The sequence below is a fragment of the Psychroflexus aurantiacus genome, from assembly GCF_010820555.1.
In the GTDB taxonomy this organism is placed as follows: Bacteria; Bacteroidota; Bacteroidia; order Flavobacteriales; family Flavobacteriaceae; genus Psychroflexus; species Psychroflexus aurantiacus.
This window is the reverse complement of record NZ_JAAIKD010000002.1, coordinates 231,300-255,185: the sequence shown is the minus strand read 5'-3', so window position 1 is coordinate 255,185 and position 23,886 is coordinate 231,300. Positions and strand designations below refer to the sequence as shown.

The window sequence follows — 23,886 nt, the reverse complement described above, 5'->3', positions numbered from 1 at the left end:
TTCGAAGTCTGTATTTCGACTTTGCTCAGCGCAGCCTACTTGACTTCTTCGAAGTCTACGTCTTCGACATCGCTGTCGTCGTCGTTTCCTTTGGATTCGCCGGCATCAGGTCCTGGTTGCTCACCACCACCCTGCTGAGATTCAGCTTGTGCCTTGTACATTTCTTCAGAAACCGTTTTCCAGGTTTCATTCAGTTTGTCTAAGGCTGGAGTGATTTTCTCAAGCTCTTTCGTTTCGTAAGCTGCTTTTAATTCTTCTAAAGCATCTTCAAGAGGCTTCTTCTTGTCCTCAGAAATCTTGTCTCCGAATTCTTTCAGTTGACTCTCAGTCTGGAAAATCATAGCATCAGCTTCATTCAGCTTATCTACTTTTTCCTTGGTCTTTTTATCTGCTTCAGCATTGGCTTCAGCTTCCTGCTTCATTTTCTTGATTTCCTCTTCAGTCAATCCTGAAGAAGCTTCAATTCTGATATCCTGAGATTTCCCGGTTGCTTTATCTGTCGCACTTACTTTGATGATACCGTTGGCATCAATATCAAAGGTTACTTCAATTTGCGGAACTCCGCGTTTTGCTGGCGGAATACCATCCAGGTGGAATCTTCCGATCGTCTTGTTGTCAGTGGCCATAGGGCGCTCACCTTGTAACACGTGAATCTCTACACTTGGCTGGTTGTCCTGTGCTGTTGAGAACACCTGAGACTTTTTGGAAGGTATGGTAGTGTTGGATTCTATAAGTTTGGTCATGACACCTCCCATAGTTTCAATACCCAGAGACAATGGCGTTACATCAAGTAACAATACATCTTTTACATCTCCAGTCAATACACCTCCCTGGATTCCTGCTCCAATAGCAACAACCTCATCCGGGTTGACACCTTTACTTGGTTTTTTTCCGAAGAAATCTTCCACAGCTTTCTGTACCGCTGGAATACGTGTTGAACCACCTACCAGGATAACTTCATCGATATCACTTGTTTTTAATCCTGCAGCTTTTAAAGCTTTTTCACATGGAGTGATTGTTCTTTTAACCAAATCAGAAATTAACTGCTCAAATTTTGATCTTGACAAGGTTCTTACCAGGTGTTTAGGACCGCTTTGAGTTGCAGTGACGTAAGGCAGGTTAATTTCAGTTGAGCTTGAAGAGGACAATTCAATTTTGGCTTTTTCAGCGGCTTCTTTCAATCTCTGAAGTGCCATGGCATCTTTTCTAAGATCGATGTCTTCATCTTTGATGAATTCCTCAGCTAACCAGTCGATAATCACCTCATCCACGTCATCACCTCCAAGGTGTGTATCCCCATCGGTTGCTAATACTTCAAATACACCGTCACCCAGTTCAAGGATAGAAACGTCATGAGTACCACCACCAAAGTCAAATACTGCAATTTTTTGGTCTACTTCTTTTTTATCCAAACCATAAGCTAAAGCAGCTGCAGTAGGTTCGTTTATAATTCTACTCACTTTCAAACCAGCGATTTCACCGGCTTCTTTCGTGGCCTGTCTTTGAGAATCGTTGAAGTATGCTGGAACTGTAATTACAGCTTCAGTGACTTCCTGACCTAAATAATCTTCAGCAGTCTTCTTCATTTTTTGAAGAATCATAGCAGAAAGTTCCTGTGGCGTGTACATTCTTCCGTCAATATCGACGCGAGCTGTATCGTTTTCACCTTTTACCACTTTGTAGGGAACTCTGTCTACTTCTTTTGTGGATTCGGAATATTTATTCCCCATAAATCTTTTGATAGAGGAAATAGTTTTTTCCGGATTGGTTACGGCCTGACGTTTTGCAGGGTCACCAACTTTTATTTCACCGCCTTCTACAAAAGCTATAACAGATGGTGTTGTTCTTTTTCCTTCGGCATTAGGAATAACCGTAGGCTCATTTCCCTCCATAACAGAGACACACGAGTTGGTTGTACCTAAATCTATACCTATAATCTTACCCATAATTGTTTTTTTTGTGTTCTTAATAATTAATTTTGATTCATAAAAGTCAATCTTTATGCCATCAAAACCGATATGACAGAGTGTCACCCTTTATTATTTTTTCAGACAAAGTCTATCATTTTGAAAGATTATGAATTTAATCTCGAAAAAAACTTGAATATTTGTAAATTCATAAACAAAGCTTAAAACGAATGAAGAAAATTGAATGCATTAGTGTTTTCGATATGATGAAGATTGGCATTGGACCCTCAAGTTCTCATACCCTTGGTCCATGGCGCGCATCGCAACGCTGGATTGAAGAATTGAAGGAAGATAAGCTTTTGGATCAAGTCAAATCCATTGAAATACACCTCTACGGCTCTTTGTCTTTAACAGGTAAAGGGCACGCCACAGATATTGCTGCCATTTTGGGTCTTTGTGGTCACGATCCCGTAAGTATGGACATTACTCAGATCGATGTTGAAGTTGACCGCGTGAAAAATGAGGGCCGATTAAATCTCGATAATTCCCGTTTTATCGATTTTGATTTCAATACGGATATCGTTTTCAAAAAGGAGTTCAAGGAATTTCATCCCAACGGAATCACCTACATTGGAATCTTGGAAAACGGGGAGTCTGTAGAATCTACATTTTATTCCATCGGCGGAGGTTTTGTCGTGAAAGAAGATCGCGAAAATGCTAAGCAGAAACAAGAAGAACTCAAAAGCTTCCCCTATCAAATCAATTCTGCACAGGATTTAATAGAACACTGTAAAAAAGAACAAAAAATCATTTCTGAAATTGTTCTCGAAAATGAAAAATCGCTCAGAAATGAACTTGAAATCCATTCGGGTTTAGAAAAAATCTGGGAAGTCATGCTGGAGTCGATGTACATCGGCTGTCACACCGAAGGTACACTTCCCGGCGGACTGAATGTGAGCAGAAGAGCGGCCAAAATGAATAAAAATTTGCTTGAGCACAGATTTGAAACCTATGATACACCTCAGGGCTGGCTGGAGACCATCCGAACCAAAGAAGTCAAATTCAGACAGATCTTACAATGGGTGAGCTGTTTTGCCATTTCCGTCAATGAAGTCAATGCCTCGCTAGGTCGGGTTGTCACCGCTCCAACCAATGGGAGCTCCGGAACTTTACCGGCAGTGATGATGTATTATATGGTCATCGAAAATCATAACGCCACTTTTGAGCACCTGAAGCAGTTTATGCTGGTCGCCGGTGAAATCGGAAGCTTATTCAAAAAGGGCGCCACCATCTCTGCGGCTATGGGCGGTTGCCAGGCAGAAATCGGCGTTTCCTCGGCAATGGCTGCCGGCGCGCTTACCGAAGTCATGGGCGGCACCCCGGAGCAGGTGCTTATGGCCAGTGAAATCGCGATGGAACATCACCTGGGAATGACCTGCGATCCCATAGCAGGGCTGGTTCAGATTCCTTGTATAGAACGCAACGCGATGGGAGCCATCAAAGCCATAAATGCTGCTGAAATCGCTATGGAATCTGATGCCTCCAAAGCCAAAGTTCCTCTGGACAAAGTCATCGCTACCATGTGGGATACCGCTCAGGACATGACTTCCAAATACAAGGAGACTTCTGAAGGCGGACTGGCCATCAAAGTGAATATGAGTGATTGCTAAACAAAAACACCCCTTAGGTTCTAACAGAAAATAAGGGGTGTTTTTTTTTTAAAGTATTTTGTTATTTAATGTCAACCAGTTCGAGGTCGAAAATTAAAATGGAATTGGTCGGTATCACTCCGCCCACTTCTCTGTCTCCATATGCCAAATGTGGAGGAATCACAAACTGAGCCTTTGTGCCCTGATTCAATAACATAAGTCCTTCGTCCCAGCCTTCAATCACATGTCCGGCGCCCACGGGAAATTCGATAGGCTGTTTTCTTTTGTAAGACGAATCGAACACGCTTCCATCAACTAAACTTCCTTTGTAATGAACACTCACATTCTGACCCTTTTTAGGTTTTGGACCAGAGCCCTCATTGATGATTTGGTAACGCAGGCCACTTTCGGTTTCTTTAAAGCCTTTTGAAATTTCATCAAGCTTTTTTGCCGCTTCAGCTTTCAGTTCAGCTTCTCTTTCAGCTTTTGATGACTTGAACTTTTCAAAACGCTCTACGGCATCAAAGGCTTTAGCGTCTTCACCCACACGTTCTATTTCTACTGAAGTTAAGGTGTCATTCACTTCAATACTGTCAACCACGTCCTGACCTTCCACGACGTATCCAAAAACAGTGTGTTTCCCATCAAGCCAGGAAGTTGGCTCGTGGGTAATAAAAAACTGACTCCCATTGGTGCCGGCACCTGCATTGGCCATAGATAAGACTCCAGACCGATCATGTTTTAATTCTGGGTGAATCTCATCATCGAACTGATAACCTGGTCCACCAGTTCCATTACCCTTGGGATCTCCACCTTGGATCATGAAGTTTTCTATAACTCTGTGAAATTTTGTGCCATCGTAATACGGAGTTCCCAGGGCTTTGGCTGTGTTTTCAATCTTACCTTCTGCAAGGCCTACAAAGTTCCCGACTGTTCCAGGGGTTTTATCAAAAGCAAGTTGAACTGTGATCTTCCCTCTTTCCGTATTAAAATGTGCGTATAGTCCGTTTTCCATGATTATATTTTTTTTGCGAATTTAAGATTAAATCTATTTTAGACCGGCTCAAATTCGGTTTAAAATCTGAAAAAACTCTGGATTACTGATCGTAGATATAGATTTCAGTCGCTCCGAGACCGTATTTTTGATAATCTGCATCGTAAAATTCAATCTGCTCGTAACGTCTAAAAAGCGTGTGCAATTCCTCTTTCAGTACCCCCTGCCCTACACCATGAATGAAGACGATGCGCTTGATTCGTTTTTCGATGGCAAATTCAATTTTTTTCCGGCTGTGTTCCAGCTGAATATTAAGCATTTCAAAATTGGAAAGCTGTGCGGTTTTGTCCACAATATTATGAATATGAAGATCCACTTCCATCGCAGGCTGTTGACGTTGTGGTTTTTGTGATGGTCCCTTGCGTTTAGGGTTTAAATCAGATTTCAGCTTTTGAATAAAAATATCATCTTCCAAGTCAATTTCCAATCTACCTTCAGTCTTAACTACTAAAGCAAAAGGCATTTTCATTTCAAAACCATCAGAAGTCTCAAAGGTGACTTCATCTGTTTCAACGTTGGTAACGACTCCTGAGACATCATCATCCAGAAGTTCAACTTTATCGCCTATTTGGAAGCTTTTACTTTTCATCTTCAGAAGAATCTTGGTCGTCTTTTGGGTTATCTTTTGCCCATTGCTTTGTAGAATTATAGAGTCCTATCATGAGTAAGAGCAACCCCCCTATCTTTAAATAAACATTTTCATTATCACCGGTGAGGTCATAAATTATGAGGATAGCGCCTATAATAATTAATGCTGTAAACAGGGCTTGTTTCTTGGTATCGATCATTGAATAAATTTTTCAACAGCAAAGATAGGCTCAATTTCTGTTTAGAGCCAACAATTCTTCCAGGTGTTCCCGATGATTTGAGAGGCGGGGAATTTTGTGCTGTCCACCCAGCTTGTTATGCTGTTTGAGCCATTGCTGAAACAGCATGGGTTTGGCCTGATGAATTTTAAGCAAATCCAGGGTCATATTGTTGTACCGCTTGGCTTCATAGTCACTGTTGATTTCCTGGAGATTCTGATCCAGGCGAATTTGAAATTCAGAAAGGCTTTTCGGGGGCGTTTTAAATTCCAGAATCCATTCATGCGCCCCTTTCTTGTTCCCGCTCATAAAAACAGGAGCAGCGGTATATTCCATAACTTCACACTGGAGTTCGCTGGCTGTTTTATTGATGGCGGCTTCGGCATTTTCAATGATGAGTTCTTCACCAAAGGCATTGATGTGGTGCTTTGTCCTTCCGGTCACTCTGATCCTGTGGGGACTTAAGGAGGTAAATCGTATCGTATCTCCTATCTTATAACGCCACAAGCCAGAATTGGTCGTAATCACAATAGCATAATTTTTATCAATCTCAACCTCGCTTAAACTGATGACTTTTTCATTAGGCGTTCCATAGGTGGACATCGGTATAAATTCAAAAAATATCCCATAATCCAGCATCAGCAATAAATCTTTGGAATCGTTGCTGTCTTGGGCAGCAAAAAACCCTTCAGACGCATTATAAATTTCATAATACTTCATGTTGGAACTGGGAATGAGGTTTTCGTACTGGTTTTTGTAAGGCTCAAAACTTACCCCGCCGTGAAAATAAACTTCCAAATCCGGCCAGACTTCATCTATAGAGGATTTACCCGTGGTTTTAAGAACATCATTAAGCAGTACCAGCATCCATGAAGGTACTCCTGCCAGGCTGGTGACTCGTTCTTTGATGGTTTCGTCTACAATCGCCTGCATCTTGGTCTCCCAGTCGCTCATCAGTGAAATGGAATTTCCGGGCGTACTGCTATAGCTGGCCCAAAAGGGCATATTATAAATGAGCAGGGCAGAAAGATCGCCATACGAAGTTCCCTTATCCTGATAGATCTCTTTGCTTCCTCCAAGCCTTAAACTTTTACCTGTGAATAATTTGGAGTCCGGATTATTATTGAGATAGATACAGAGCAAATCTTTGCTGGCTGCATAATGGCAGTCTTCCAGAGATTCCTGACTCACCGGAATAAATTTACTCTTGGCTCCGGTGGTACCACTGGATTTTGCAAACATGGTGATGGGGGTTGGCCAGATAATATTGGCTTCTCCTTGCCTGCACCTTTCAAAAGTAGCTTCCAGGTCTTCGTAAGTTTGTACGGGAAGCTTATCTTTAAATGCCTCGTAACTTTTTATCTCGTGAAAGCCGTAGGTTTTGCCAAATTCCGTATTTTGGGCTTTATAAACCAAGTCCAGCAACAATTCATTTTGAACTTCATAGGGATGTTTTTTAAACAACTCCATATGATGAATACGCTTCTTTAAAATCCAGGAAGCAATAGAATTTACGATGGGTATTGGCATATACAGGCTATATTTTAATACTGAATTCTTCTTTTAACAGTTTTAAAGAATTCATCAAACTTAATAAAAAATGCAATATAGAGGAGTCTTAAGAAAAATGAAAACGGATAATAATGAAGAAGTGGATTATTTTCTGGAATTCAATGATGATGTGGTGCATGTTAACCAACTTTTAGATAGAGAGATAGCGATTTATTTTGTAGGATACCAGTGTCTAAACTGTGGCAGAAACAAAAAGATTTTCAGACAGGGATTTTGTTACGACTGCTTTCAGGAAATACCAAATGCGGGAGACTGGATCATGCATCCGGAATTGAGCAAAGCGCATTTGGATGAAGAAGACCGGGATTTGGCCTACGAAAAAAAGGTTCAGCTGCAGCCGCATGTGGTTTATCTGGCCAATTCCAGCAACGTAAAGGTGGGGGTCACCCGCAAGAGTCAGATTCCAACCCGCTGGATAGACCAGGGGGCTCATGAAGCCATTGCCATTTTAGAAACCCCGAATCGCTACCTCGCAGGAATTACTGAAGTGGCCTTGAAAAAACACATAAGCGATAAAACCAACTGGCGCACCATGCTTAAAAATGAAATTGAAGACAAGAACCTGGTAGAAGAACGCGAAAAACTCAAAGACTTTATTCCCGACGAAGCCAAAGCCTATTATCTCGATTCCAGCAAAGAACTGAATATCAATTTTCCAGTAATTCAGTATCCTAAAAAATTGAAGAGTCTCAACCTGGAAAAGAGTAATAATTTCAAAGGGAGATTAAAAGGCATTAAAGGACAATACCTGATTTTCGAAAACGATGTGGTGTTCAACGTAAGAAACAGTGAAGGTTATGTTGTAGACTTCGAGGTGTTAACTTAAACAAAAATACCCTGTGATACGAATATCACAGGGTTTGTATTTTGAACTAAAAAAGCGACTACATATTTTCCTTCTCTCTCAAAGACTGGATGTACTGAGCTTTCTTAAGATTTTGTCTCTTTAAAACAGATTTTTTCGTGAATTGTTTTTTATCACGAAGTGTTTGAAGAACTTTAGTATCTCTAAACTTGCGTTTCAGACGCTTAAGAGCTCTTTCAATTTTTTCACCATCTTTTACTTTAACTACTAACATATAATGATTAATTATTTACAGTTGACTTAAAATTTTCGAATTGCAAATATAGATATTTCAATTATAAATATATCATCAAAATCATTTTTTTCAATATTTAATTTGAATTTCTTTTATATCGAAAGATTTCAGCCTGTCTTCCTCAAATTCAACGATTAATCTCCCGTACTTATCTACACCTCTCAAGAGTCCCTGAGCCAGACTTCCGTCTGGAAACTGAAAAATACTCACCGCATTGTATTTGAATAAAGCCTCGTGATAGGCTGAAATCACCTCCCTGTAAGGCATGCGGTTAAAACGATCTGGAATCAGTTCAAACTCAGCCAGAATGTCCGTTAAGAGTTCCTCAAGAGGAAAAGACCTGCCGCTTAGTATCTTCATGGAAGAGGCTTTGGGCAAATTTGAAAACGCCTCCTGATTTACATTTAAACCGACACCTACAATGCTGGCACCTTCCTGATTTTGACTGATCATATTTTCGATAAGAATCCCTCCTATTTTGAACTGACGTGACAGGATGTCGTTAGGCCATTTGATACTGAGTTTAGGTATGTCATACCCGGTTAATACCTTTTTAAGCGCCAGAGCTATGAGAGCACTCAGTTTAAAAGTTTCTTTATGAATGGATTCCAGACCCGGCAGGTATACGCTAAAGGTGAGGTTTTTACCAGCCTCGCTTTCCCAGGCTGTACCCCGCTGACCTCTGCCTTCCAGTTGACGATGGGCAGCGATGCAGTACATCTGTTTTTTGGAATGTGTTTTTACAAACTCTTTAAGGAAAGTATTGGTGGAACTTGTGGCATCAACTTTGACTACTTTCATAGAGATGTTAGATATCGAATAATCTTTTGTTAACTGACGCAAAAAAAGGTATTAAAAACCTATTTTTGCGTTAAAATTTAAATCTTTAAATGAGTACAAAGAAAGAACAAATAGACCAATTGATTACGTATATAATTCAAGGAATTGAGGACGTTAAGGGTAATGAAATTGAAATCATAGACTTAAGAGACTTAGAAAATACGGTTTGCGATTACTTCATAGTATGCTCTGGAAATTCAAACACCCAGGTAGATGCAATTGAAAGTTCTGTAAGAAAAGTAGTTAGCAAAGCCCTGCAGGACAAGCCATGGCATGTGGAAGGACTTGAAAATTCGGAATGGGTGCTCATGGATTACGTAGACGTTGTCGTCCATATTTTTCAAAAACAAATACGTGAATACTACGATATTGAAAGCTTATGGGGAGACGCCAAAATAACGTCTATTGAGTCTAATTATTAAATTAAGAAGTAAAGAATGGCGAATAAAGCAACACAGAAAAAAAACGTAAATAAAGAACCCAAAAAACCAAAGTTTAATTCATACTGGATTTACATTGGTATTATCCTTATTTTCTTTGGGGTTCAATTTTTTGGCGGAAGTGGTTTTAGTGAACCTAAGCAAACAAGTATTGCACAATTTGAGCAGTTTTTGAGAAGCGGTGATGTTGAAAAGATTAACATCATTAAAAACTCCAGGGTTGCTGAAGTATTCCTGACGTCTGAAGCTAAAAGCAAGCCTCAGCACAAAGGCAGTACCGACGACCAGGTCTTCGCCTCTTCCGGAGGTCCGGATTATACCTTCGAATTTGGAGATTTACAGAATTTTGAGAACAAAATCGAAAAGATAAAGGAAGAACAAAACTTAGACACCAGTGTATATTACGATACGCGGTCTAATTATTTCAGTGAGATATTGATTGGTCTTCTCCCCATTATATTGATAGTAGGAATCTGGATATTCATCATGAAACGCATGAGCAAAGGCGGTGGTGGTGGACCCGGGGGTCAACTCTTCAATATAGGAAAATCGAAGGCCAAATTATTTGATGAAAAGAAAGATATTAAAACCTCATTTAAGGATGTTGCCGGCCTTGAAGGGGCCAAGGATGAAGTACAGGAAATTGTAGATTTCTTAAAACATCCGGATAAATATACCAATCTGGGTGGTAAAATACCGAAAGGCGCTTTGCTGGTAGGACCTCCCGGAACGGGTAAAACCCTGCTTGCAAAAGCTGTTGCTGGAGAAGCTGGCGTTCCTTTTTTCTCCTTATCGGGATCAGATTTTGTAGAAATGTTTGTTGGTGTTGGTGCTTCCAGGGTAAGGGATTTATTCAAACAAGCCAAAGACAAATCCCCTTCGATCATATTTATAGATGAAATCGATGCCATTGGAAGGTCTCGTGGAAAAGGCAATATGTCCGGTTCTAATGACGAACGTGAAAACACGCTAAACCAGCTTTTAACCGAGATGGATGGTTTTGGAACCAACACAAATGTCATTGTTATTGCAGCAACCAACCGTGCGGACGTTCTTGACAAGGCCTTGATGAGAGCCGGCCGATTTGACAGACAGATTTATGTTGACCTACCCGATGTAAGAGAACGTGAGGAAATTTTTGAGGTTCATTTAAAACCTTTAAAGAAAGTAGCTGACGAATTGGATACAGAGTTTTTAGCGAAACAAACGCCTGGTTTTTCCGGAGCAGATATTGCCAATCTTTGTAACGAAGCAGCACTGATCGCTGCCCGAAACAATAGTACAGCTGTAGGTAAACAGGACTTTCTTGATGCTGTAGATAGAATTGTAGGCGGTCTGGAAAAGAAAAACAAGATTATGACTGTAGAGGAGAAAAAGACCATTGCTTTTCACGAAGCAGGTCATGCTACAGTGAGCTGGATGCTGGAATATGCCGCTCCACTTGTAAAAGTAACTATTGTTCCTCGCGGACAGTCTCTTGGTGCAGCCTGGTACTTACCGGAAGAAAGACAAATTGTAAGATCCGAACAGATTTTGGATGAAATGTGTGCTACCATGGGTGGCCGTGCAGCAGAAAAAGTGATTTTCAATAAAATCTCAACTGGAGCTTTAAGTGATTTGGAAAAAGTGACCAAACAGGCAAAAGCTATGGTAACCATTTATGGTCTGAATGACAAAATAGGAAATCTAACCTATTACGATTCCTCCGGACAATCTGATTATAATTTCACAAAGCCTTACAGTGATAAAACCTCCGAATTAATCGATGAAGAAATTTCAAAACTTATAGAGGAGCAATATTCAAGAGCTATCGAAATTCTGGAAAAACACAAAGACCAGTTGACCAAATTAGCTGAGTTGCTTCTGGAAAAAGAAGTCATTTTCAAAGACAATTTAATAGAGATTTTTGGAGAGCGTCCCTTCAAAAAACCAGAAATGATAAATACCTACAAAAAAAAGGTAGCAGAAAACAGTGAAGAAAAAGCTCCCACTGAAGAAACTAAAGAAACCGAAGAGGATACTAAAAAAGACGATAAAGTAGAAAGTGATTCCTAAAGGATTAATTTAATTTAAATAAAATTAAAAAAAATCTGATTTTGATTAAATCAATCTCAGATTTTTTTTATATTTAAATATATGTATATTTGGATGAAATTTAAGCAATATTTATGAACTTCTTAAAACGCCTTTTGGGCATTGAACCGGTAAAAGAAGTGACCGACGAATACGGCAATGAGATAGGCAAGTTCATGCCAAGGCCTGAAAAACCCGTCGATGAGGAATTTATGCTTAATTTCAAAAAAAACGGAGGAAAGTTTTTATACTGTGAAAACGTAAATGAATTAAGGCTCAATTTCTCTGAAATTTTAAAAGAGAATAACTGGACCAACTGCGAGGTTTACTGTAGCAAGCCGTCTATATCTGAAGATTTTGAACATACACAACTTACCTTCAACAAAAATCTAGAAGCCTGTTTCTTTCTTTCAGACTGCGAGTTTTTAATATCCAATACAGGTGCCATTTTGGTAAGTTCCAGTCAGATGGGTGATAAAAAACTGGTGGATTTGCCTTTAAACTTTATCATCATTGCCAAAACCAGTCAGCTCATCAAAACTATAGGGGAAGGTTTACAAAGAATAAATAAAAATCATGACAGAAATCTTCCTACTAATATCACGACCATCAAAACTTTCGATGAAAACAAAGATTCTGATTTTATGAGCTATGGAAGTACCCCAAAAAATTTATATTTGCTTCTCTTAGAAGATTTATAAAAAATGTCCGAAATTCTTAAAAGGAGTATCACTGGTGCTTTATATATTATTATCATAGTTTCTACTGCTTTTTTGAGTCATTATCTCTTACTTCTCTTTTTTACTATCGTAGGTTTTATTTGCTTAAAGGAGTTTCAGACTCTGCTTAGTTTCAGGAATATTATTTCCTACGTATCCCTGGTGGTACTGCTTTACTACTTCAATTTTACAGAGGTTTATCTTCCTCTCCTTATCACTTATATGGCGATGACTTTGGTGGTTAAACTATTTTTATTGAAAGATTTATATACGCATCACGACATCCCGATATTTGACGGAAAAAAGCATCTACTGACCTTATTTTATATCGTGCCCTCCATCATTTTTTTAACCATGATTCCCGTGTATAAGGAAAATTACGAATACGTGCTTATTGGAACTTTTGTTTTGATATGGACCAACGATTCGTTTGCTTACCTGGTGGGTAAAAATTTCGGAAAGAACAAATTATTTGAAAGGATTTCACCGAAAAAAACAATCGAAGGTTTTTTTGGTGGCGCGATAGCTTCAGTTATTATAAGCTACGTGATATTCCTTTACATCGATATACTGTCCTGGTGGGCCTGGATTATACTCGCTGTCATCGTGAGTGTATTTGGCACACTTGGAGACCTGGTGCAATCCAAATTCAAAAGAAAAGCAGACGTGAAGGACAGCGGTAAAATCATGCCCGGACACGGTGGTATATTCGACAGAATGGATAGTATGCTTTTTTCCAGTACCTTTGTTTTTATATTTATTTTATTTTTAGATTATGTTTCATAAAGAAGGCTATAAAATCCTTATTTGGAGTTTACTTGGTTTAATCCTCATCAACCTTTTAGCAAATTCATTTCTTGGCAAAGAAAATCAACTGATTATCACAATCATTTTCATTGTCAGCTTTGTCATATTCATTCTTATAGCCCAGTTTTTCAGAAACCCTAAAGTCAGGGTTAATAAAAATGAAAATCAGATTTTAGCTCCTGTAGACGGTAAAGTTGTTGCCATAGAAAAGGTCACAGAACTGGAATATTTTAAAGGAGAACGGCTGCAGGTATCCATTTTCATGTCCCCGGTCAACGTCCATGTCACACGCTATCCTATCGGAGGAAAAATTTCATACAGCAAATACCATCCGGGAAAATTTCTGGTGGCCTGGCATCCCAAGTCCAGCGAAGAAAACGAAAGAACGACTGTGGTCATAGAGACCAAAAACTTTGGTGATATTCTTTACCGACAGATTGCAGGAGCAGTGGCAAAACGCATTGTAAACTATGCCGAGGAGGGCGATATGGCTGTACAAGGCGAAGATTCAGGGTTTATAAAATTCGGATCCCGTGTAGACCTTTTTTTACCTGTTGATACTGACATCGCGGTAAACATAAATGATAAGGTTAAGGGCGGGAAATCCATCATTTCTAAAAAATCATGAAATGGATCTGAATAGTTATTCTGAACAGGACCTGGATCAGCTTTTTGAACTTGCTTACAACAAAGTGAGCGAAACCCATCTCAAATTCCCGCAGGATGTCCTTCTTTATTTTTATGCCTACTACAAACACGCTAAAAATGAATCTGACCTTAAGGTGATTCAAAACCCCATAAATGAAGAACAGCTCGTCAATGCTTTTAAAGCCAATGCGATGTTTCAGGTCAAAAAGTTTTCTGAAAGAGAGTCCAAAATCAAGTACATCAAACTAGCCCAACGCCATCTGGGAGACGAATTCTCACTCAAATAAAAAAGGCCGAAAATGAAATCGGCCTTTGTTCTAGTTAATATTAAACCCGAATTTACAGGTTTTCCAAACTCTTGGTTATCGTTTGGATTTGTGCCAAAGCATCTTCTTTCTTTTGCTTTTCTATATTCACAACCTGCTCCGGTGCATTGTTCACAAATCGATCGTTAGAAAGTTTTTTCTCAACCGATTTTAGAAAACCCTCGTAATACTTCAGCTCTTCTTTAAGCTTTTCTTTTTCAGCCTCAACATCGATGGCACCCTCCACCGGTATAAAATATTCATTAGATTTAACTCTAAAAGTAAGACTACCCTCCACAGGAGAATCTGTATACGTGAGATTCTTGATATTCCCCAGTTTAAGAATTACAGCATCCAGAGCTTTTGAAACGGATTCATTGTTCAGAACAATCAAATCGATCTGATTTTTGAAGGCTATGTTTTTCTCTTTTCTTATGCTTCTTATGCCTGAAATCACTTCTGAAGCAAAATTAAATTCTGAAATGAGAAGCGCATCATAGGGCTTCTGTGCCGGCCATGAAGAAACCGTCAAGGCTTCTTCTGGCTTTCTGTCAGCGATTTGATGCCAGATTTCTTCGGTAACAAACGGCATAAAAGGGTGAAGAATTTTCAAGTTATCTTCAAAAAATGCAATCGCGGAGTTGAAGGTAGACTGGTCTATAGGTTGCTGATACGCTGGCTTTATAATTTCCAGAAACCAGGAACAAAAATCGTCCCAAACCAGTTTATAACCAGTCATCAGAGCATCGGAAATTCTATACTTGCTATAGTGGTCTTCCAGTTCCCTCAGCTTATCCTGAAAAACAGAATCATACCATGCTATTGCTTTTTTGGAAGATTCCGGTTGCTCGATACCCGCATCTACCTCCCAGGAGGTTACCAGTTTGAAAGCATTCCAGATTTTATTACTAAATCCTTTTCCCTGCTGACAAAGGGATTCATCAAACAACAAATCATTGCCGGCAGCATTACTCAGCAGCAGTCCAACCCTTACGCCGTCTGCACTATAGTTGTCAATAAGCTCCAGGGCATCCGGAGAATTCCCCAGTGATTTGGACATTTTTTGTCTTTTCTTATCTCTCACCAAGCCCGTGAGATACACGTTTTCAAATGGTTTTTGTCCCGTATATTCATAACCCGCCATAATCATACGCGCTACCCAAAAAAATAAAATATCGGGGCCTGTCACTAAATCATTCGTTGGATAGTAGTAGTTAAACTCTTTGTTTTCCGGATTTCTAATGCCATCAAACACACTCATAGGCCATAGCCAGGAAGAAAACCAGGTATCCAATACATCTTCGTCTTGTCTGAGGTCATTTAGGCTAAGTGATTTTCCGGATTTTTCTTTTGCCGTCTCTAAAGCCTCCTCCTTAGTTTTGGCCACGACATAATCGTTTTCTCCATCGCCATAGAAAAAAGCGGGTATCTGATGTCCCCACCACAACTGTCGAGATATATTCCAGTCCCGAATATTTTCCATCCAGTGCTTGTAGGTGTTTTCGAACTTCCGGGGATGTAATTGTATGTCTTCACTCTTTAAAACAGCATTGATAGCTGGCTGAGCAAGCTCTTTCATCCTTAAAAACCACTGGTCGGAGAGTCTGGGCTCGATGATAGCTTTGGTTCTTTCTGAAGTTCCCACTTTATTGGTATACTCTTCAACTTTCACCAGAAACCCCTGCGCATCCAAATCTTTTACAAAGTTTTTTCTGGCTACAAAACGATCCTGGCCTGCATAGCTTAGTCCGAAACTGTTAAGTGTCGCATCGGGATTAAAAATATCGTAAACTTCAAGTTGATGTTTATCGCCCAGAATTTTATCGTTTTCATCATGAGCCGGGGTGACCTTCAGGCAGCCTGTCCCAAACTCCATATCCACGTATTCATCCTCAATAATCGGGATGCTTCTCCCTACAAGGGGAACAATAACCTTTTTCCCTTTAAGGTGCGTAAAACGCTCATCGTTTGGATTTATACAGATGGCTGAATCTCCAAAAATGGTTTCCGGCCTAGTCGTAGCTATGGTTAATTTTTCTTCCGAATCTTCCAGACTGTAAGACACATAATAAAGTTTGCCTTGTTTTTCTTCGTAGATAACTTCTTCATCAGACAAGGTGGTTTGAGCTTCCGGATCCCAGTTGACCATGCGGTAACCCCGATAAATCAATCCCTTGTTGTGCAAATCTATGAACGACTGTATAACAGACTCATACATATCATCATCCAAGGTGAATTTGGTTCTCTGCCAGTCACAGGATGCGCCAAGTTTCTTGAGTTGGTTCAATATCCGGCCACCATAATCATGGGTCCATTCCCAGGCGTGGCCTAAGAATTCTTCCCGAGATAAATCTGTTTTTGAAATGCCCTTTTCCTTTAGCTTAGCTACAACTTTGGCTTCAGTGGCGATTGATGCATGATCCGTCCCCGGTACCCAACAGGCATTTTTTCCCAGCAATCTTGCTCGTCTTACAAGGACATCCTGAATAGTATTGTTGAGCATATGTCCCATATGTAGCACTCCTGTAACATTTGGCGGAGGAATCACTATGGAATAGGCTTCTCTTTCATCGACTTCAGAATGAAAGAATTCGTGCTTTTCCCAATAGGAATACCATTTTTGCTCAGATTCTTTTGAATTGTATTCAAGTTTGCTTGACATGCTTAGAAATTATTTTGAATGGCGAAATTACTGATAAGTCCTTAAACTAAAAAAATTAAGATTTAGAATATGCAGCGAATTTTAGGCTTGGGAATCTCTGCATATCTAAAGGATGCGAAAAAAACGGGATGTCCTGCTTTTTCCCAGGACAACCCCCTTACTCCTTTTGAACAAAAAAGAAGGGCTTTAGCTTTGCATATAAGCCTCTGGAATTTGACGCACATCGTCCAAGGCTAAGGCTCTCTTTTCATTCAGCAAGCTTCCGTAATAGAAATTTAAATCATAAAAACACACCGGAGAAGTCAAGGACTAATTGCCTGGTATGTCATTGAGTTGAGAACTCAAAAACAGTTCTCTCTTCAAAACTTTACCCGCTCTTTCAAGCTGGATTTTTATGAGCTTGCCTTCTTCGCTACTCAATAACGTATTGATGTCTTCCAGTGACATTTTATTTACTGTTTTTCCGTTAAGTTTAAGAATTCGATCCCCGATTTGAATATCAGTCCCTGCGGCTGGGGACCTGGGCCGAATCTGAGCTACTTTAAGAATCTTAGCTATTTGCAGTCGAATCTCGAAACGGTTTTCCGGATTAAAGGAATTATAGTTAGTTTCTTCATCCACCCTCACCATAATAGGCACTCTTGTCCTGGTGACTTCATCACCCACGTACAATAAAATTAAACCGCTGCGGTCATAATTGGTAGTATCGTCAAAATTACGATTCGATTTTAGATACACAGTTCGGCTCTCATAATCAAAAAACCAGACGAATCTTCTTAAAATCTCAGAACCTATAATACCATCTTTAAAACGGTCCGCAGTAAATAATTGGGAAGAGAGGGAATCTATATAAGCAACCCTTGGCTGTTGCAGTTCATAGTTGCCAATCTGGGCAGATTGAAATTTAGTTCGCTGCCCTTCTATAGCGAGTTCGAGTCCATAACCTACATAATCGGTAAAAGCGTTTTCGGGAACGGGCACATCTTCATCTTCGAACAGCCAAAACGCATCACTGGATCCTGTATCTAAAAGGAACACCAGCTCCTTTTCAGAACCGTTTAAAAATTTGATAGGGCTTTTAATATGAGGTTTATTACGGATAAGCCTAAATTCGATTTTATCAAATCGCCGCAGTTTTCTGTTAAACTTTTCGCGTTGATATAGCCTAAGGCTTTCACTATCATAATTCAGCCGAATAATAAAGTCTTTAAACAATTCATAGCCCATGATGCCCTGAACATTGATACCTAATTTACCTGCCAGATCAAAGCGAGGATCGGTGATATAATACACTTCCTGGTTTTTACCTGTAATCGGACCAAAATCGATAGTATTATTCAGAGTTTTATAGCCTTTTACGGGCTCCGGACTTCCTAGACTTCGCATGGAGATATATTCTGCATTTTCCAGAAGACTTGAATCTTTGGGTTGCGCAAAGACCTTGGTTTTATTGACTCCGGTATCCACCAGAAATTTAATGTATTCCCCGTTAAGCATGGCGGGAAGGATAATCAAATTATTGAGAGATTCGAATTTTAAAGTTACAGCCCTTTTCTCCTGCGCATCAAATTCAAACCGATTCTGAGAATAGATTGAATTAAAACCACAAAGCATTAGAATTAAAAAAATAAGCCATCCAGGTTTCATCATATAAAGCCTAAAGATAAGTCGAAAATCTACTTCAAAAGTTATTTTAGCAAGTCTTTAGACCTTTTTTAAAGGGTTTTGAACATTACAAATCTTGCAGTTACTATTTAAAATCACCACATTTGTAAAAAATTTTTATTATGCCAAAAATATCCTTTAAAGGCCTGGAAATGCCTGAATCTCCAATTAGAAAATTGGCTCCTTTTGCAGACAAAGCAATAGACGAAGGAAAAAAAATATATTTTTTAAATATCGGTCAACCTGACATTGCTACCCCAAAAGTAGCTCTGGATGCTGTTAAGACCAACGATCTGGACATTTTGTCTTATAGCCCCTCTTCCGGGTTTGAGTCCTACAAGACAAAACTAGCCAAGTATTATGTAAAAAAAGGAATTGATATCAGACCCGAAGAACTTATTGTGACCACAGGTGGATCTGAAGCATTGCTATTCACCATGGGAAGCATAACAGATCCGGGAGATGAAGTGATTATTCCCGAACCTTTTTATGCCAACTATAACGGCTTTTCCGTAGCCTCTGGTGTAACGGTAAAACCTGTGGAATCCCACTTCGAGAATAATTTTGCGCTGCCTCCTATCAGCGAATTTGAAGCTAAGATCACAGAGCGAACTAAAGCCATAATCATATGTAATCCAGGTAATCCAACCGGGTATTTATACACTAAGGACGAACTTCAAAAATTAGCCGATCTGGTATTGAAACATGATTTGTTTCTGGTAGCGGATGAAGTTTACAGAGAATTTGTCTACGATGGGATAGAACACCATTCTATCATGAGCTTACCTGAATTGAAAGAACATGCGATCATGGTAGATTCTGTTTCTAAACGTTACAGTATGTGCGGAGCTCGTATAGGCTGTATGGTTTCCAGAAATAAAGAACTCATGGTCACGGCCATGAAGTTCGCTCAGGCGAGATTGAGCCCTCCTACCTTTGCACAGATTGCTAGTGAGGCGGCATTAGACACTACCGATGATTATTTCCTGGAAGTAAATGAGGAATATAAAGAGCGAAGAGATACACTTATCGAAGCATTGGAGGATATCAAAGGTGTAAAAGTGGCTAAACCCAAAGGTGCGTTTTACTGCGTTGTCGAGCTTCCGGTAGAAGATACTGAGGATTTTGCAAAGTGGCTGTTATCAGAATTTGATGTGAATGGCGAAACCGTTATGGTAGCTCCTGCAGCTGGATTCTATTCAACTCCGGGATCAGGTCTCAATCAGATACGGATTGCTTATGTTTTGGAAAAACAAAGCCTGTTAAAAGCGGTTTCTATTCTGAAAATGGCCCTACAAGCTTATAACAATAGATAAATGAAGCTTGAAAAAGATATCTCTTTAAAATCCTACAATACGTTTGGAATAGATGTGAATGCACATCAATTTATATCGGTTCAGAACGAAGAGGAACTTCTAGAAATATTGAAACGTTTTTATGCTTCAGAATTATTTGTTTTGGGTGGAGGCAGCAATATGCTTCTCACCCAAAACATAAATAAAACCGTTCTACACATTAATCTTAAAGGCATTGAAGTGATCGAGGACCAGGAAGATCATGTGCTTATAAAAGCCTGTGCAGGTGAAAACTGGCACGACTTTGTCGATTACTGTTTAGACCATAATTACGGAGGTCTGGAAAATTTATCGCTTATTCCCGGGAATGTAGGCACGTCTCCAATCCAGAACATCGGAGCCTATGGTGTCGAACTTAAGGATGTCATGGCCTATTGTGAAACCATCAATAGACAAAGCCTTTCCAGGAAAAGATTTTATACCAAAGATTGTCTCTTTGGGTATAGGGATTCTATTTTCAAATCAAAGTTCAAGAATCAGTTTATCATCACCAGTGTTGTTTTCAAATTATCCAAAAACAACCACCAGCTTCATATAGATTACGGTTCCATCAAAACCGAACTCGATGCTAAAGGAATCACTTCTCCGACCATACAGGAGGTCTCCAAAGCAGTCATAGCTATTCGGGAATCCAAACTCCCCAATCCTAAGGAAATAGGCAATAGCGGAAGTTTTTTTAAAAACCCAATCTTGGATCATAGCAGCTTAAACGCTATTCAAAACGATTATCCCGATGTTCCTTATTATGAAATAGACGAAAACGCTGTTAAAATTCCGGCGGGCTGGCTTATTGAAAAAGCCGGTCTCAAAGGCTATCGAAAAGGAGATGCAGGTGTTCATACCAAACAGGCTTTGGTTTTGGTAAATTATGGAAGCGCTAGCGGGAAAGAGATTGAAAACGTAGCAAAACGTGTGCAAAAAGAGGTGAAGCGTAAATTCAACATCGATTTGGAGACTGAAGTCAATGTGTTTTAAACCTCAGGTTCCAGGTTTACGTTAAAAAATCAAGATAAAATTCCAATTTCACTTGGTTTCGGTCGACTTTTATTAAATTTGCGGTATGAAATTACTACTGATAACTATCGTACTTTTAGGTATAGCTGTCGCAGGAATAGCTATAAAAATTTGGGGTAAAAAAGATGGTAAATTTGCAGGAACCTGTGCAAGTCAAAGTCCTTTTTTAAACAAATCCGGTGAATCCTGTAGCTTTTGCGGAAAGATGCCGGATGAACAGACCGATTGCAGCGGTGTCGATAAAACCAAATAACACTTTAAATTTGTAATGGTTGAAATTCATTCTTCTTCTTTTCATAATTTCAACCCTTTATATACTGATTCAGCATTTAAAGATTAGTCATTTATTATCTAAACATAAGCCTCAGGCTTCGGATTCAGAAAACAAAGCGTTTCCTGTGAGTGTCATTATCTGTGCTAAAAACGAGGCTGAAAATCTTTCCAAACATCTGGAATTTGTCTTAAATCAAAATTATCCCGAATTTGAAGTCATCGTCGTAGATGATGCCTCTACAGATTCAACTTCAGAAATCATACAAAAACTTCAGGAAAGCTATACGACTCTAAAATTAATTCAGCTTAAACAAAAGGAATCTCCTTCTAAGCGAACTGCCCTCAAGACCGGGGTTCTTGCTTCCCGCTTTGATCATATCTTATTGACAGATGCCGACTGCAGACCCGTCAGCAAGGACTGGATTTCAATTATGAGTTCTCAGCTTTCAAACTCAAGACCCTGTGTGCTGGGTTATTCACCCTATCTGTACTGCCCCTCGTTTTTAAATTTCATCATACAGTTTGAGACTTTACAAACCGCTGTTTTATACTTATCCAAAGCTATTGAAAACAAAGCTTATATGAGTGTGGGCAGAAATGCGATGTACAGCAAACGGCTTTTTCTGGACAGCGAAAATTTTAAAAACGAAACGCATCTGACTTCCGGAGATGATGATATGCTGATTCAGAATATGAAAGACCTCTCTGGAATTACAGTAAGTCTTAACGCCGATAGTTTTGTGCTTAGCCAACCAAAAACGGACTGGAAGTCCTGGTGGAGACAGAAGCTAAGACACTATACTACAGCCTATCATTACAGGTCTTCCCATCAGTTATTTTTAGGCTTGTATCATGTTTCTCATGCCCTATTCTGGGTAAGTTTTCTGATCCTGCTCTTCAGCCGATTTTCAGGGATTGCTCTGGGAGTTTTCGCAGCAACTCTGTTGATAAAAAGTATTTTCATAGGGATTTATGCTAAGATTTTGAAAGCCTCAAAACCTGTTTTATTTATATGGCCTATCTTAGAAGCGTGTTTACTTTTTTTACAACTCGGTCTAGGCATAGGTGGTAAATTTAAAAAACAGCAATCGTGGCAGTAAAACCAGACGTAACAGCACTTATCAATAAGGCAAAACAAGCAGATCAAAAAGCCTTCAGGGCTTTGTTGAATCATTTCTGGGAGGATGTCTACAGATTTCAGTTGAAACGCACCAATGACACCTATGAGGCTGAAGAGATTACGGTTCAAACCTTTGCCAGAGCCTTTGACAGGATAGAGACCTACGAAGAGAGTTTTAAATTCAAGACCTGGTTAATGACCATTTCAAAAAACATCCACATCGATCTGACCCGGAAACAAAGGCTAAAAACATCTGAAATCGATTCCAGAAAAGTCTCTCAAATCGCAGATGCCGAACCTACCGTTGAAGACAAAATCATAAACGAACAAAACCTAAGCAATCTTTTAAGGCAAATCAAAGAATTGCAACCGCATTACAGAGAAGTGATTGAACTGCGTTTCTTTAAGGAGATGAGCTATAAAGAAATCGCCGTCCGGACAGAACAACCCATCACCAACGTAAAAGTAAGATTGCTGAGAGCCAAAAAACTTCTGGCTGAAATCATCAATCAGAAACAGAAATAATCATGAAACCAGTCTTATTTATAGTTTTTATGAGTCTTATGAATATACCACAGGGATTTAACGACAGGCGTATTATTGTTATTGCCGATTCAGAATTTACGGGAGACGTAAAACGACAAATCGATACTTTGAAGGAAAAGACCGGTGAATTAGAAGAAAGAAGGCTGGCTATTTTTACAGTGATAGACGGCGAAATGGAAGCCGTTTTTAATCCTAGTGAAAAAAGCAAAGCTTTTATTGAAGAAAACAAGGCGAATTATACAGTTGGCGCAACTCTTCAGGTGTATTTAATAGGCCTGGACAAAACCGTAAAACAAACCTTTAGAAGTCTGGTACAGCCTGAGCAAATTTTTGAAATCGTAGATGACATGCCTATGCGAAAAGCCGAAATGAGAAAAAATTAGCGCTTCAAATAGCCCTCAATATTGCTCAAAATTCGGGTTTCTATGGATTCCACATCTGCTTTTTGAAAGCTTTTTCCGGTGATTTTCTCATAGAGCTCGATATATCTTTCGCTTATGGAATTTACCACTTCGGGGGTTAGCTCCGGGATTTTTTGTCCTTCTTTTCCCTGGAACCCGTTTGCCATGAGCCATTCTCTGACAAATTCTTTGGACAATTGCTTTTGCTTTTCACCTTTAGCTTGTCGTTCCTCATAGCCTTCTTTGTAGAAATACCGTGAAGAATCAGGCGTATGAATTTCATCAATGACTACAATCTTACCCTCCGGAGTTTTACCAAATTCGTATTTGGTATCCACCAACAACAGGCCTCTTTTATCAGCAAGTTCAGTTCCCCGTTGAAATAATTTGAGCGCATAATCTTCCAAAATCTCGTAATCGGTCTGGCTTACAATCCCCTGGTTGAGGATTTCTTCTCTGGAAATATCCTGATCATGGTCGCCCTGCTCTGCTTTGGTTGTTGGGGTGATGATAGGGGCATCAAACTTGTCGTTCAGTTTTAAGCCTTCTTTGAATTCTACCCCACAAAGTTCGCGTTTACCGGCAAAATATTCCCTGGCGGCATGGCCAACCAGGTAATTTCTTACCACCATTTCCACTTTAAAGGGTTCGCATTTTACACCGACGCTCACATTGGGATCTGGAACCGCTTCCAGCCAGTTGGGAACAAGGTCCTCGGTTGCATGAAGCATTTCGGAAGCGATTTCATTTAAAATCTGACCTTTATACGGGATGCCTTGTGGCAAAACCACATCGAAAGCACTCAGCCGATCTGTAGCAACGATTACGATTGTATTATTTTTAAGCGAATAGACTTCCCTGACTTTGCCTTTGTAAAAATCCTCTTGGCCGGGAAGTTGAAACTGTGTTGATAAAAGTGTAGCACGCATA

24 protein-coding genes are annotated in these 23,886 nt (G+C 39.6%); 14 read left to right on the top strand and 10 right to left on the bottom strand.

Translation table 11 applies throughout. The annotated features are described in order from the left end of the window. Positions 1 to 35: 35 nt before the first annotated feature. The gene (dnaK, locus tag G3567_RS03870) at positions 36 to 1,946 is read right to left on the bottom strand and encodes a molecular chaperone DnaK (protein WP_164004011.1); all 1,911 of its coding nucleotides are present in this window, start codon (positions 1,944 to 1,946) and stop codon (positions 36 to 38) included. Positions 1,947 to 2,137: 191 nt separating this feature from the next. On the opposite strand from dnaK, the gene G3567_RS03865 reads away from it, so the two are divergent. Further along, complete coding sequence (locus tag G3567_RS03865) at positions 2,138 to 3,577, top strand: L-serine ammonia-lyase (RefSeq protein ID WP_164004010.1); 1,440 nt, start codon at positions 2,138 to 2,140, stop codon at positions 3,575 to 3,577. Between the two features lie 61 nt (positions 3,578 to 3,638). Here the strand turns inward: G3567_RS03865 and G3567_RS03860 are convergent, their stop codons facing one another. The 4 genes from G3567_RS03860 to G3567_RS03845 all read right to left on the bottom strand — a co-directional run bounded on the left by G3567_RS03860 (position 3,639) and on the right by G3567_RS03845 (position 6,946). Further along, a complete protein-coding gene (locus G3567_RS03860; protein ID WP_164004009.1) occupies positions 3,639 to 4,571 on the bottom strand; it encodes a peptidylprolyl isomerase in 933 nt (310 codons plus the stop codon). Between the two features lie 82 nt (positions 4,572 to 4,653). Continuing rightward, entirely contained in the window at positions 4,654 to 5,199 is a 546-nt protein-coding gene (locus G3567_RS03855) for a Smr/MutS family protein (RefSeq protein WP_164004008.1), read from the bottom strand. Next, positions 5,189 to 5,398: a hypothetical protein gene (locus tag G3567_RS03850; RefSeq protein WP_164004007.1), complete on the bottom strand. Its 210-nt coding sequence runs from the start codon at positions 5,396 to 5,398 to the stop codon at positions 5,189 to 5,191. The genes G3567_RS03855 and G3567_RS03850 overlap by 11 nt, the downstream gene beginning before the upstream one ends. A 30-nt stretch (positions 5,399 to 5,428) precedes the next feature. Continuing rightward, positions 5,429 to 6,946 carry a GH3 auxin-responsive promoter family protein gene (locus G3567_RS03845; protein ID WP_164004006.1) on the bottom strand — a complete coding sequence of 506 codons (1,518 nt, stop codon included), beginning with the start codon at positions 6,944 to 6,946 and terminating at the stop codon, positions 5,429 to 5,431. A 70-nt stretch (positions 6,947 to 7,016) separates the two neighbouring features. Between G3567_RS03845 and G3567_RS03840 the strand changes: the two genes are divergently transcribed. Further along, positions 7,017 to 7,814 carry a DUF2797 domain-containing protein gene (locus G3567_RS03840; protein WP_164004005.1) on the top strand — a complete coding sequence of 266 codons (798 nt, stop codon included), beginning with the start codon at positions 7,017 to 7,019 and terminating at the stop codon, positions 7,812 to 7,814. A 58-nt stretch (positions 7,815 to 7,872) separates the two neighbouring features. On the opposite strand, the gene rpsU is transcribed toward G3567_RS03840, so the two are convergent. Beyond that, entirely contained in the window at positions 7,873 to 8,067 is a 195-nt protein-coding gene (gene rpsU, locus G3567_RS03835) for a 30S ribosomal protein S21 (protein WP_164004004.1), read from the bottom strand. Between the two features lie 90 nt (positions 8,068 to 8,157). After that, positions 8,158 to 8,889 carry a biotin--[acetyl-CoA-carboxylase] ligase gene (locus G3567_RS03830; protein ID WP_164004003.1) on the bottom strand — a complete coding sequence of 244 codons (732 nt, stop codon included), beginning with the start codon at positions 8,887 to 8,889 and terminating at the stop codon, positions 8,158 to 8,160. Positions 8,890 to 8,978: 89 nt separating this feature from the next. Here G3567_RS03830 and rsfS point away from each other — a divergent pair, with 89 nt between their 5' ends. From rsfS to G3567_RS03800, 6 genes are all read left to right on the top strand, one after another. Continuing rightward, a complete protein-coding gene (rsfS, locus tag G3567_RS03825) occupies positions 8,979 to 9,350 on the top strand; it encodes a ribosome silencing factor (RefSeq protein ID WP_164004002.1) in 372 nt (123 codons plus the stop codon). A 15-nt stretch (positions 9,351 to 9,365) separates the two neighbouring features. Further along, positions 9,366 to 11,423: an ATP-dependent zinc metalloprotease FtsH gene (gene ftsH / locus G3567_RS03820; protein WP_164004001.1), complete on the top strand. Its 2,058-nt coding sequence runs from the start codon at positions 9,366 to 9,368 to the stop codon at positions 11,421 to 11,423. A gap of 113 nt (positions 11,424 to 11,536) precedes the next feature. Next, on the top strand, positions 11,537 to 12,142 hold the full coding sequence (locus G3567_RS03815) for an LUD domain-containing protein (RefSeq protein ID WP_164004000.1): 606 nt from the start codon (positions 11,537 to 11,539) through the stop codon (positions 12,140 to 12,142). Between the two features lie 3 nt (positions 12,143 to 12,145). Continuing rightward, positions 12,146 to 12,946 carry a phosphatidate cytidylyltransferase gene (locus G3567_RS03810; protein WP_164003999.1) on the top strand — a complete coding sequence of 267 codons (801 nt, stop codon included), beginning with the start codon at positions 12,146 to 12,148 and terminating at the stop codon, positions 12,944 to 12,946. After that, on the top strand, positions 12,936 to 13,595 hold the full coding sequence (locus G3567_RS03805) for a phosphatidylserine decarboxylase family protein (RefSeq protein WP_164003998.1): 660 nt from the start codon (positions 12,936 to 12,938) through the stop codon (positions 13,593 to 13,595). Before G3567_RS03810 ends, G3567_RS03805 begins: the two co-directional genes overlap by 11 nt. A gap of 1 nt (position 13,596) precedes the next feature. Further along, on the top strand, positions 13,597 to 13,902 hold the full coding sequence (locus G3567_RS03800) for an acyl-CoA-binding protein (RefSeq protein ID WP_164003997.1): 306 nt from the start codon (positions 13,597 to 13,599) through the stop codon (positions 13,900 to 13,902). A 52-nt stretch (positions 13,903 to 13,954) separates the two neighbouring features. Here G3567_RS03800 and G3567_RS03795 read toward each other — a convergent pair whose 3' ends face one another. Further along, positions 13,955 to 16,582 carry a valine--tRNA ligase gene (locus G3567_RS03795; RefSeq protein WP_164003996.1) on the bottom strand — a complete coding sequence of 876 codons (2,628 nt, stop codon included), beginning with the start codon at positions 16,580 to 16,582 and terminating at the stop codon, positions 13,955 to 13,957. A gap of 309 nt (positions 16,583 to 16,891) precedes the next feature. Beyond that, entirely contained in the window at positions 16,892 to 18,232 is a 1,341-nt protein-coding gene (locus G3567_RS03790; protein WP_235923463.1) for a retropepsin-like aspartic protease, read from the bottom strand. Between the two features lie 137 nt (positions 18,233 to 18,369). On the opposite strand from G3567_RS03790, the gene G3567_RS03785 reads away from it, so the two are divergent. The 6 genes from G3567_RS03785 to G3567_RS03760 all read left to right on the top strand — a co-directional run bounded on the left by G3567_RS03785 (position 18,370) and on the right by G3567_RS03760 (position 22,938). Beyond that, entirely contained in the window at positions 18,370 to 19,563 is a 1,194-nt protein-coding gene (locus G3567_RS03785) for a pyridoxal phosphate-dependent aminotransferase (protein WP_164003995.1), read from the top strand. Beyond that, a complete protein-coding gene (murB, locus tag G3567_RS03780) occupies positions 19,564 to 20,577 on the top strand; it encodes a UDP-N-acetylmuramate dehydrogenase (RefSeq protein WP_164003994.1) in 1,014 nt (337 codons plus the stop codon). A gap of 85 nt (positions 20,578 to 20,662) precedes the next feature. Then, on the top strand, positions 20,663 to 20,869 hold the full coding sequence (locus G3567_RS03775; protein WP_164003993.1) for a membrane or secreted protein: 207 nt from the start codon (positions 20,663 to 20,665) through the stop codon (positions 20,867 to 20,869). Between the two features lie 145 nt (positions 20,870 to 21,014). Further along, positions 21,015 to 21,989: a glycosyltransferase gene (locus tag G3567_RS03770; protein WP_317164157.1), complete on the top strand. Its 975-nt coding sequence runs from the start codon at positions 21,015 to 21,017 to the stop codon at positions 21,987 to 21,989. After that, positions 21,980 to 22,534, top strand: coding sequence for an RNA polymerase sigma factor (locus G3567_RS03765; protein WP_164003991.1), 555 nt, complete (start codon positions 21,980 to 21,982; stop codon positions 22,532 to 22,534). The genes G3567_RS03770 and G3567_RS03765 overlap by 10 nt, the downstream gene beginning before the upstream one ends. 2 nt (positions 22,535 to 22,536) lie before the next feature. Continuing rightward, positions 22,537 to 22,938, top strand: coding sequence for a DUF4174 domain-containing protein (locus tag G3567_RS03760; protein ID WP_164003990.1), 402 nt, complete (start codon positions 22,537 to 22,539; stop codon positions 22,936 to 22,938). On the opposite strand, the gene G3567_RS03755 is transcribed toward G3567_RS03760, so the two are convergent. Next, positions 22,935 to 23,885, bottom strand: a complete 951-nt coding sequence (locus G3567_RS03755; protein ID WP_164003989.1) for a phosphoribosylaminoimidazolesuccinocarboxamide synthase — start codon at positions 23,883 to 23,885, stop codon at positions 22,935 to 22,937. The genes G3567_RS03760 and G3567_RS03755 overlap by 4 nt on opposite strands. Between the last annotated feature and the right edge of the window lies 1 nt (position 23,886).

Coding starts and splice junctions, on each gene's coding strand:
- G3567_RS03850 (WP_164004007.1), bottom strand. CDS start 5,398: ATGATCGATACCAAGAAACAAGCCCTGTTTACAGCATTAATTATTATA.
- G3567_RS03865 (WP_164004010.1), top strand. CDS start 2,138: ATGAAGAAAATTGAATGCATTAGTGTTTTCGATATGATGAAGATTGGC.
- G3567_RS03855 (WP_164004008.1), bottom strand. CDS start 5,199: ATGAAAAGTAAAAGCTTCCAAATAGGCGATAAAGTTGAACTTCTGGAT.
- G3567_RS03805 (WP_164003998.1), top strand. CDS start 12,936: ATGTTTCATAAAGAAGGCTATAAAATCCTTATTTGGAGTTTACTTGGT.
- dnaK (WP_164004011.1), bottom strand. CDS start 1,946: ATGGGTAAGATTATAGGTATAGATTTAGGTACAACCAACTCGTGTGTC.
- G3567_RS03830 (WP_164004003.1), bottom strand. CDS start 8,889: ATGAAAGTAGTCAAAGTTGATGCCACAAGTTCCACCAATACTTTCCTT.
- G3567_RS03795 (WP_164003996.1), bottom strand. CDS start 16,582: ATGTCAAGCAAACTTGAATACAATTCAAAAGAATCTGAGCAAAAATGG.
- G3567_RS03815 (WP_164004000.1), top strand. CDS start 11,537: ATGAACTTCTTAAAACGCCTTTTGGGCATTGAACCGGTAAAAGAAGTG.
- G3567_RS03775 (WP_164003993.1), top strand. CDS start 20,663: ATGAAATTACTACTGATAACTATCGTACTTTTAGGTATAGCTGTCGCA.
- murB (WP_164003994.1), top strand. CDS start 19,564: ATGAAGCTTGAAAAAGATATCTCTTTAAAATCCTACAATACGTTTGGA.
- G3567_RS03860 (WP_164004009.1), bottom strand. CDS start 4,571: ATGGAAAACGGACTATACGCACATTTTAATACGGAAAGAGGGAAGATC.
- G3567_RS03810 (WP_164003999.1), top strand. CDS start 12,146: ATGTCCGAAATTCTTAAAAGGAGTATCACTGGTGCTTTATATATTATT.
- G3567_RS03845 (WP_164004006.1), bottom strand. CDS start 6,946: ATGCCAATACCCATCGTAAATTCTATTGCTTCCTGGATTTTAAAGAAG.
- G3567_RS03840 (WP_164004005.1), top strand. CDS start 7,017: ATGCAATATAGAGGAGTCTTAAGAAAAATGAAAACGGATAATAATGAA.
- G3567_RS03800 (WP_164003997.1), top strand. CDS start 13,597: ATGGATCTGAATAGTTATTCTGAACAGGACCTGGATCAGCTTTTTGAA.
- ftsH (WP_164004001.1), top strand. CDS start 9,366: ATGGCGAATAAAGCAACACAGAAAAAAAACGTAAATAAAGAACCCAAA.
- G3567_RS03785 (WP_164003995.1), top strand. CDS start 18,370: ATGCCAAAAATATCCTTTAAAGGCCTGGAAATGCCTGAATCTCCAATT.
- G3567_RS03760 (WP_164003990.1), top strand. CDS start 22,537: ATGAAACCAGTCTTATTTATAGTTTTTATGAGTCTTATGAATATACCA.
- G3567_RS03790 (WP_235923463.1), bottom strand. CDS start 18,232: ATGATGAAACCTGGATGGCTTATTTTTTTAATTCTAATGCTTTGTGGT.
- G3567_RS03755 (WP_164003989.1), bottom strand. CDS start 23,885: ATGCGTGCTACACTTTTATCAACACAGTTTCAACTTCCCGGCCAAGAG.
- rsfS (WP_164004002.1), top strand. CDS start 8,979: ATGAGTACAAAGAAAGAACAAATAGACCAATTGATTACGTATATAATT.
- rpsU (WP_164004004.1), bottom strand. CDS start 8,067: ATGTTAGTAGTTAAAGTAAAAGATGGTGAAAAAATTGAAAGAGCTCTT.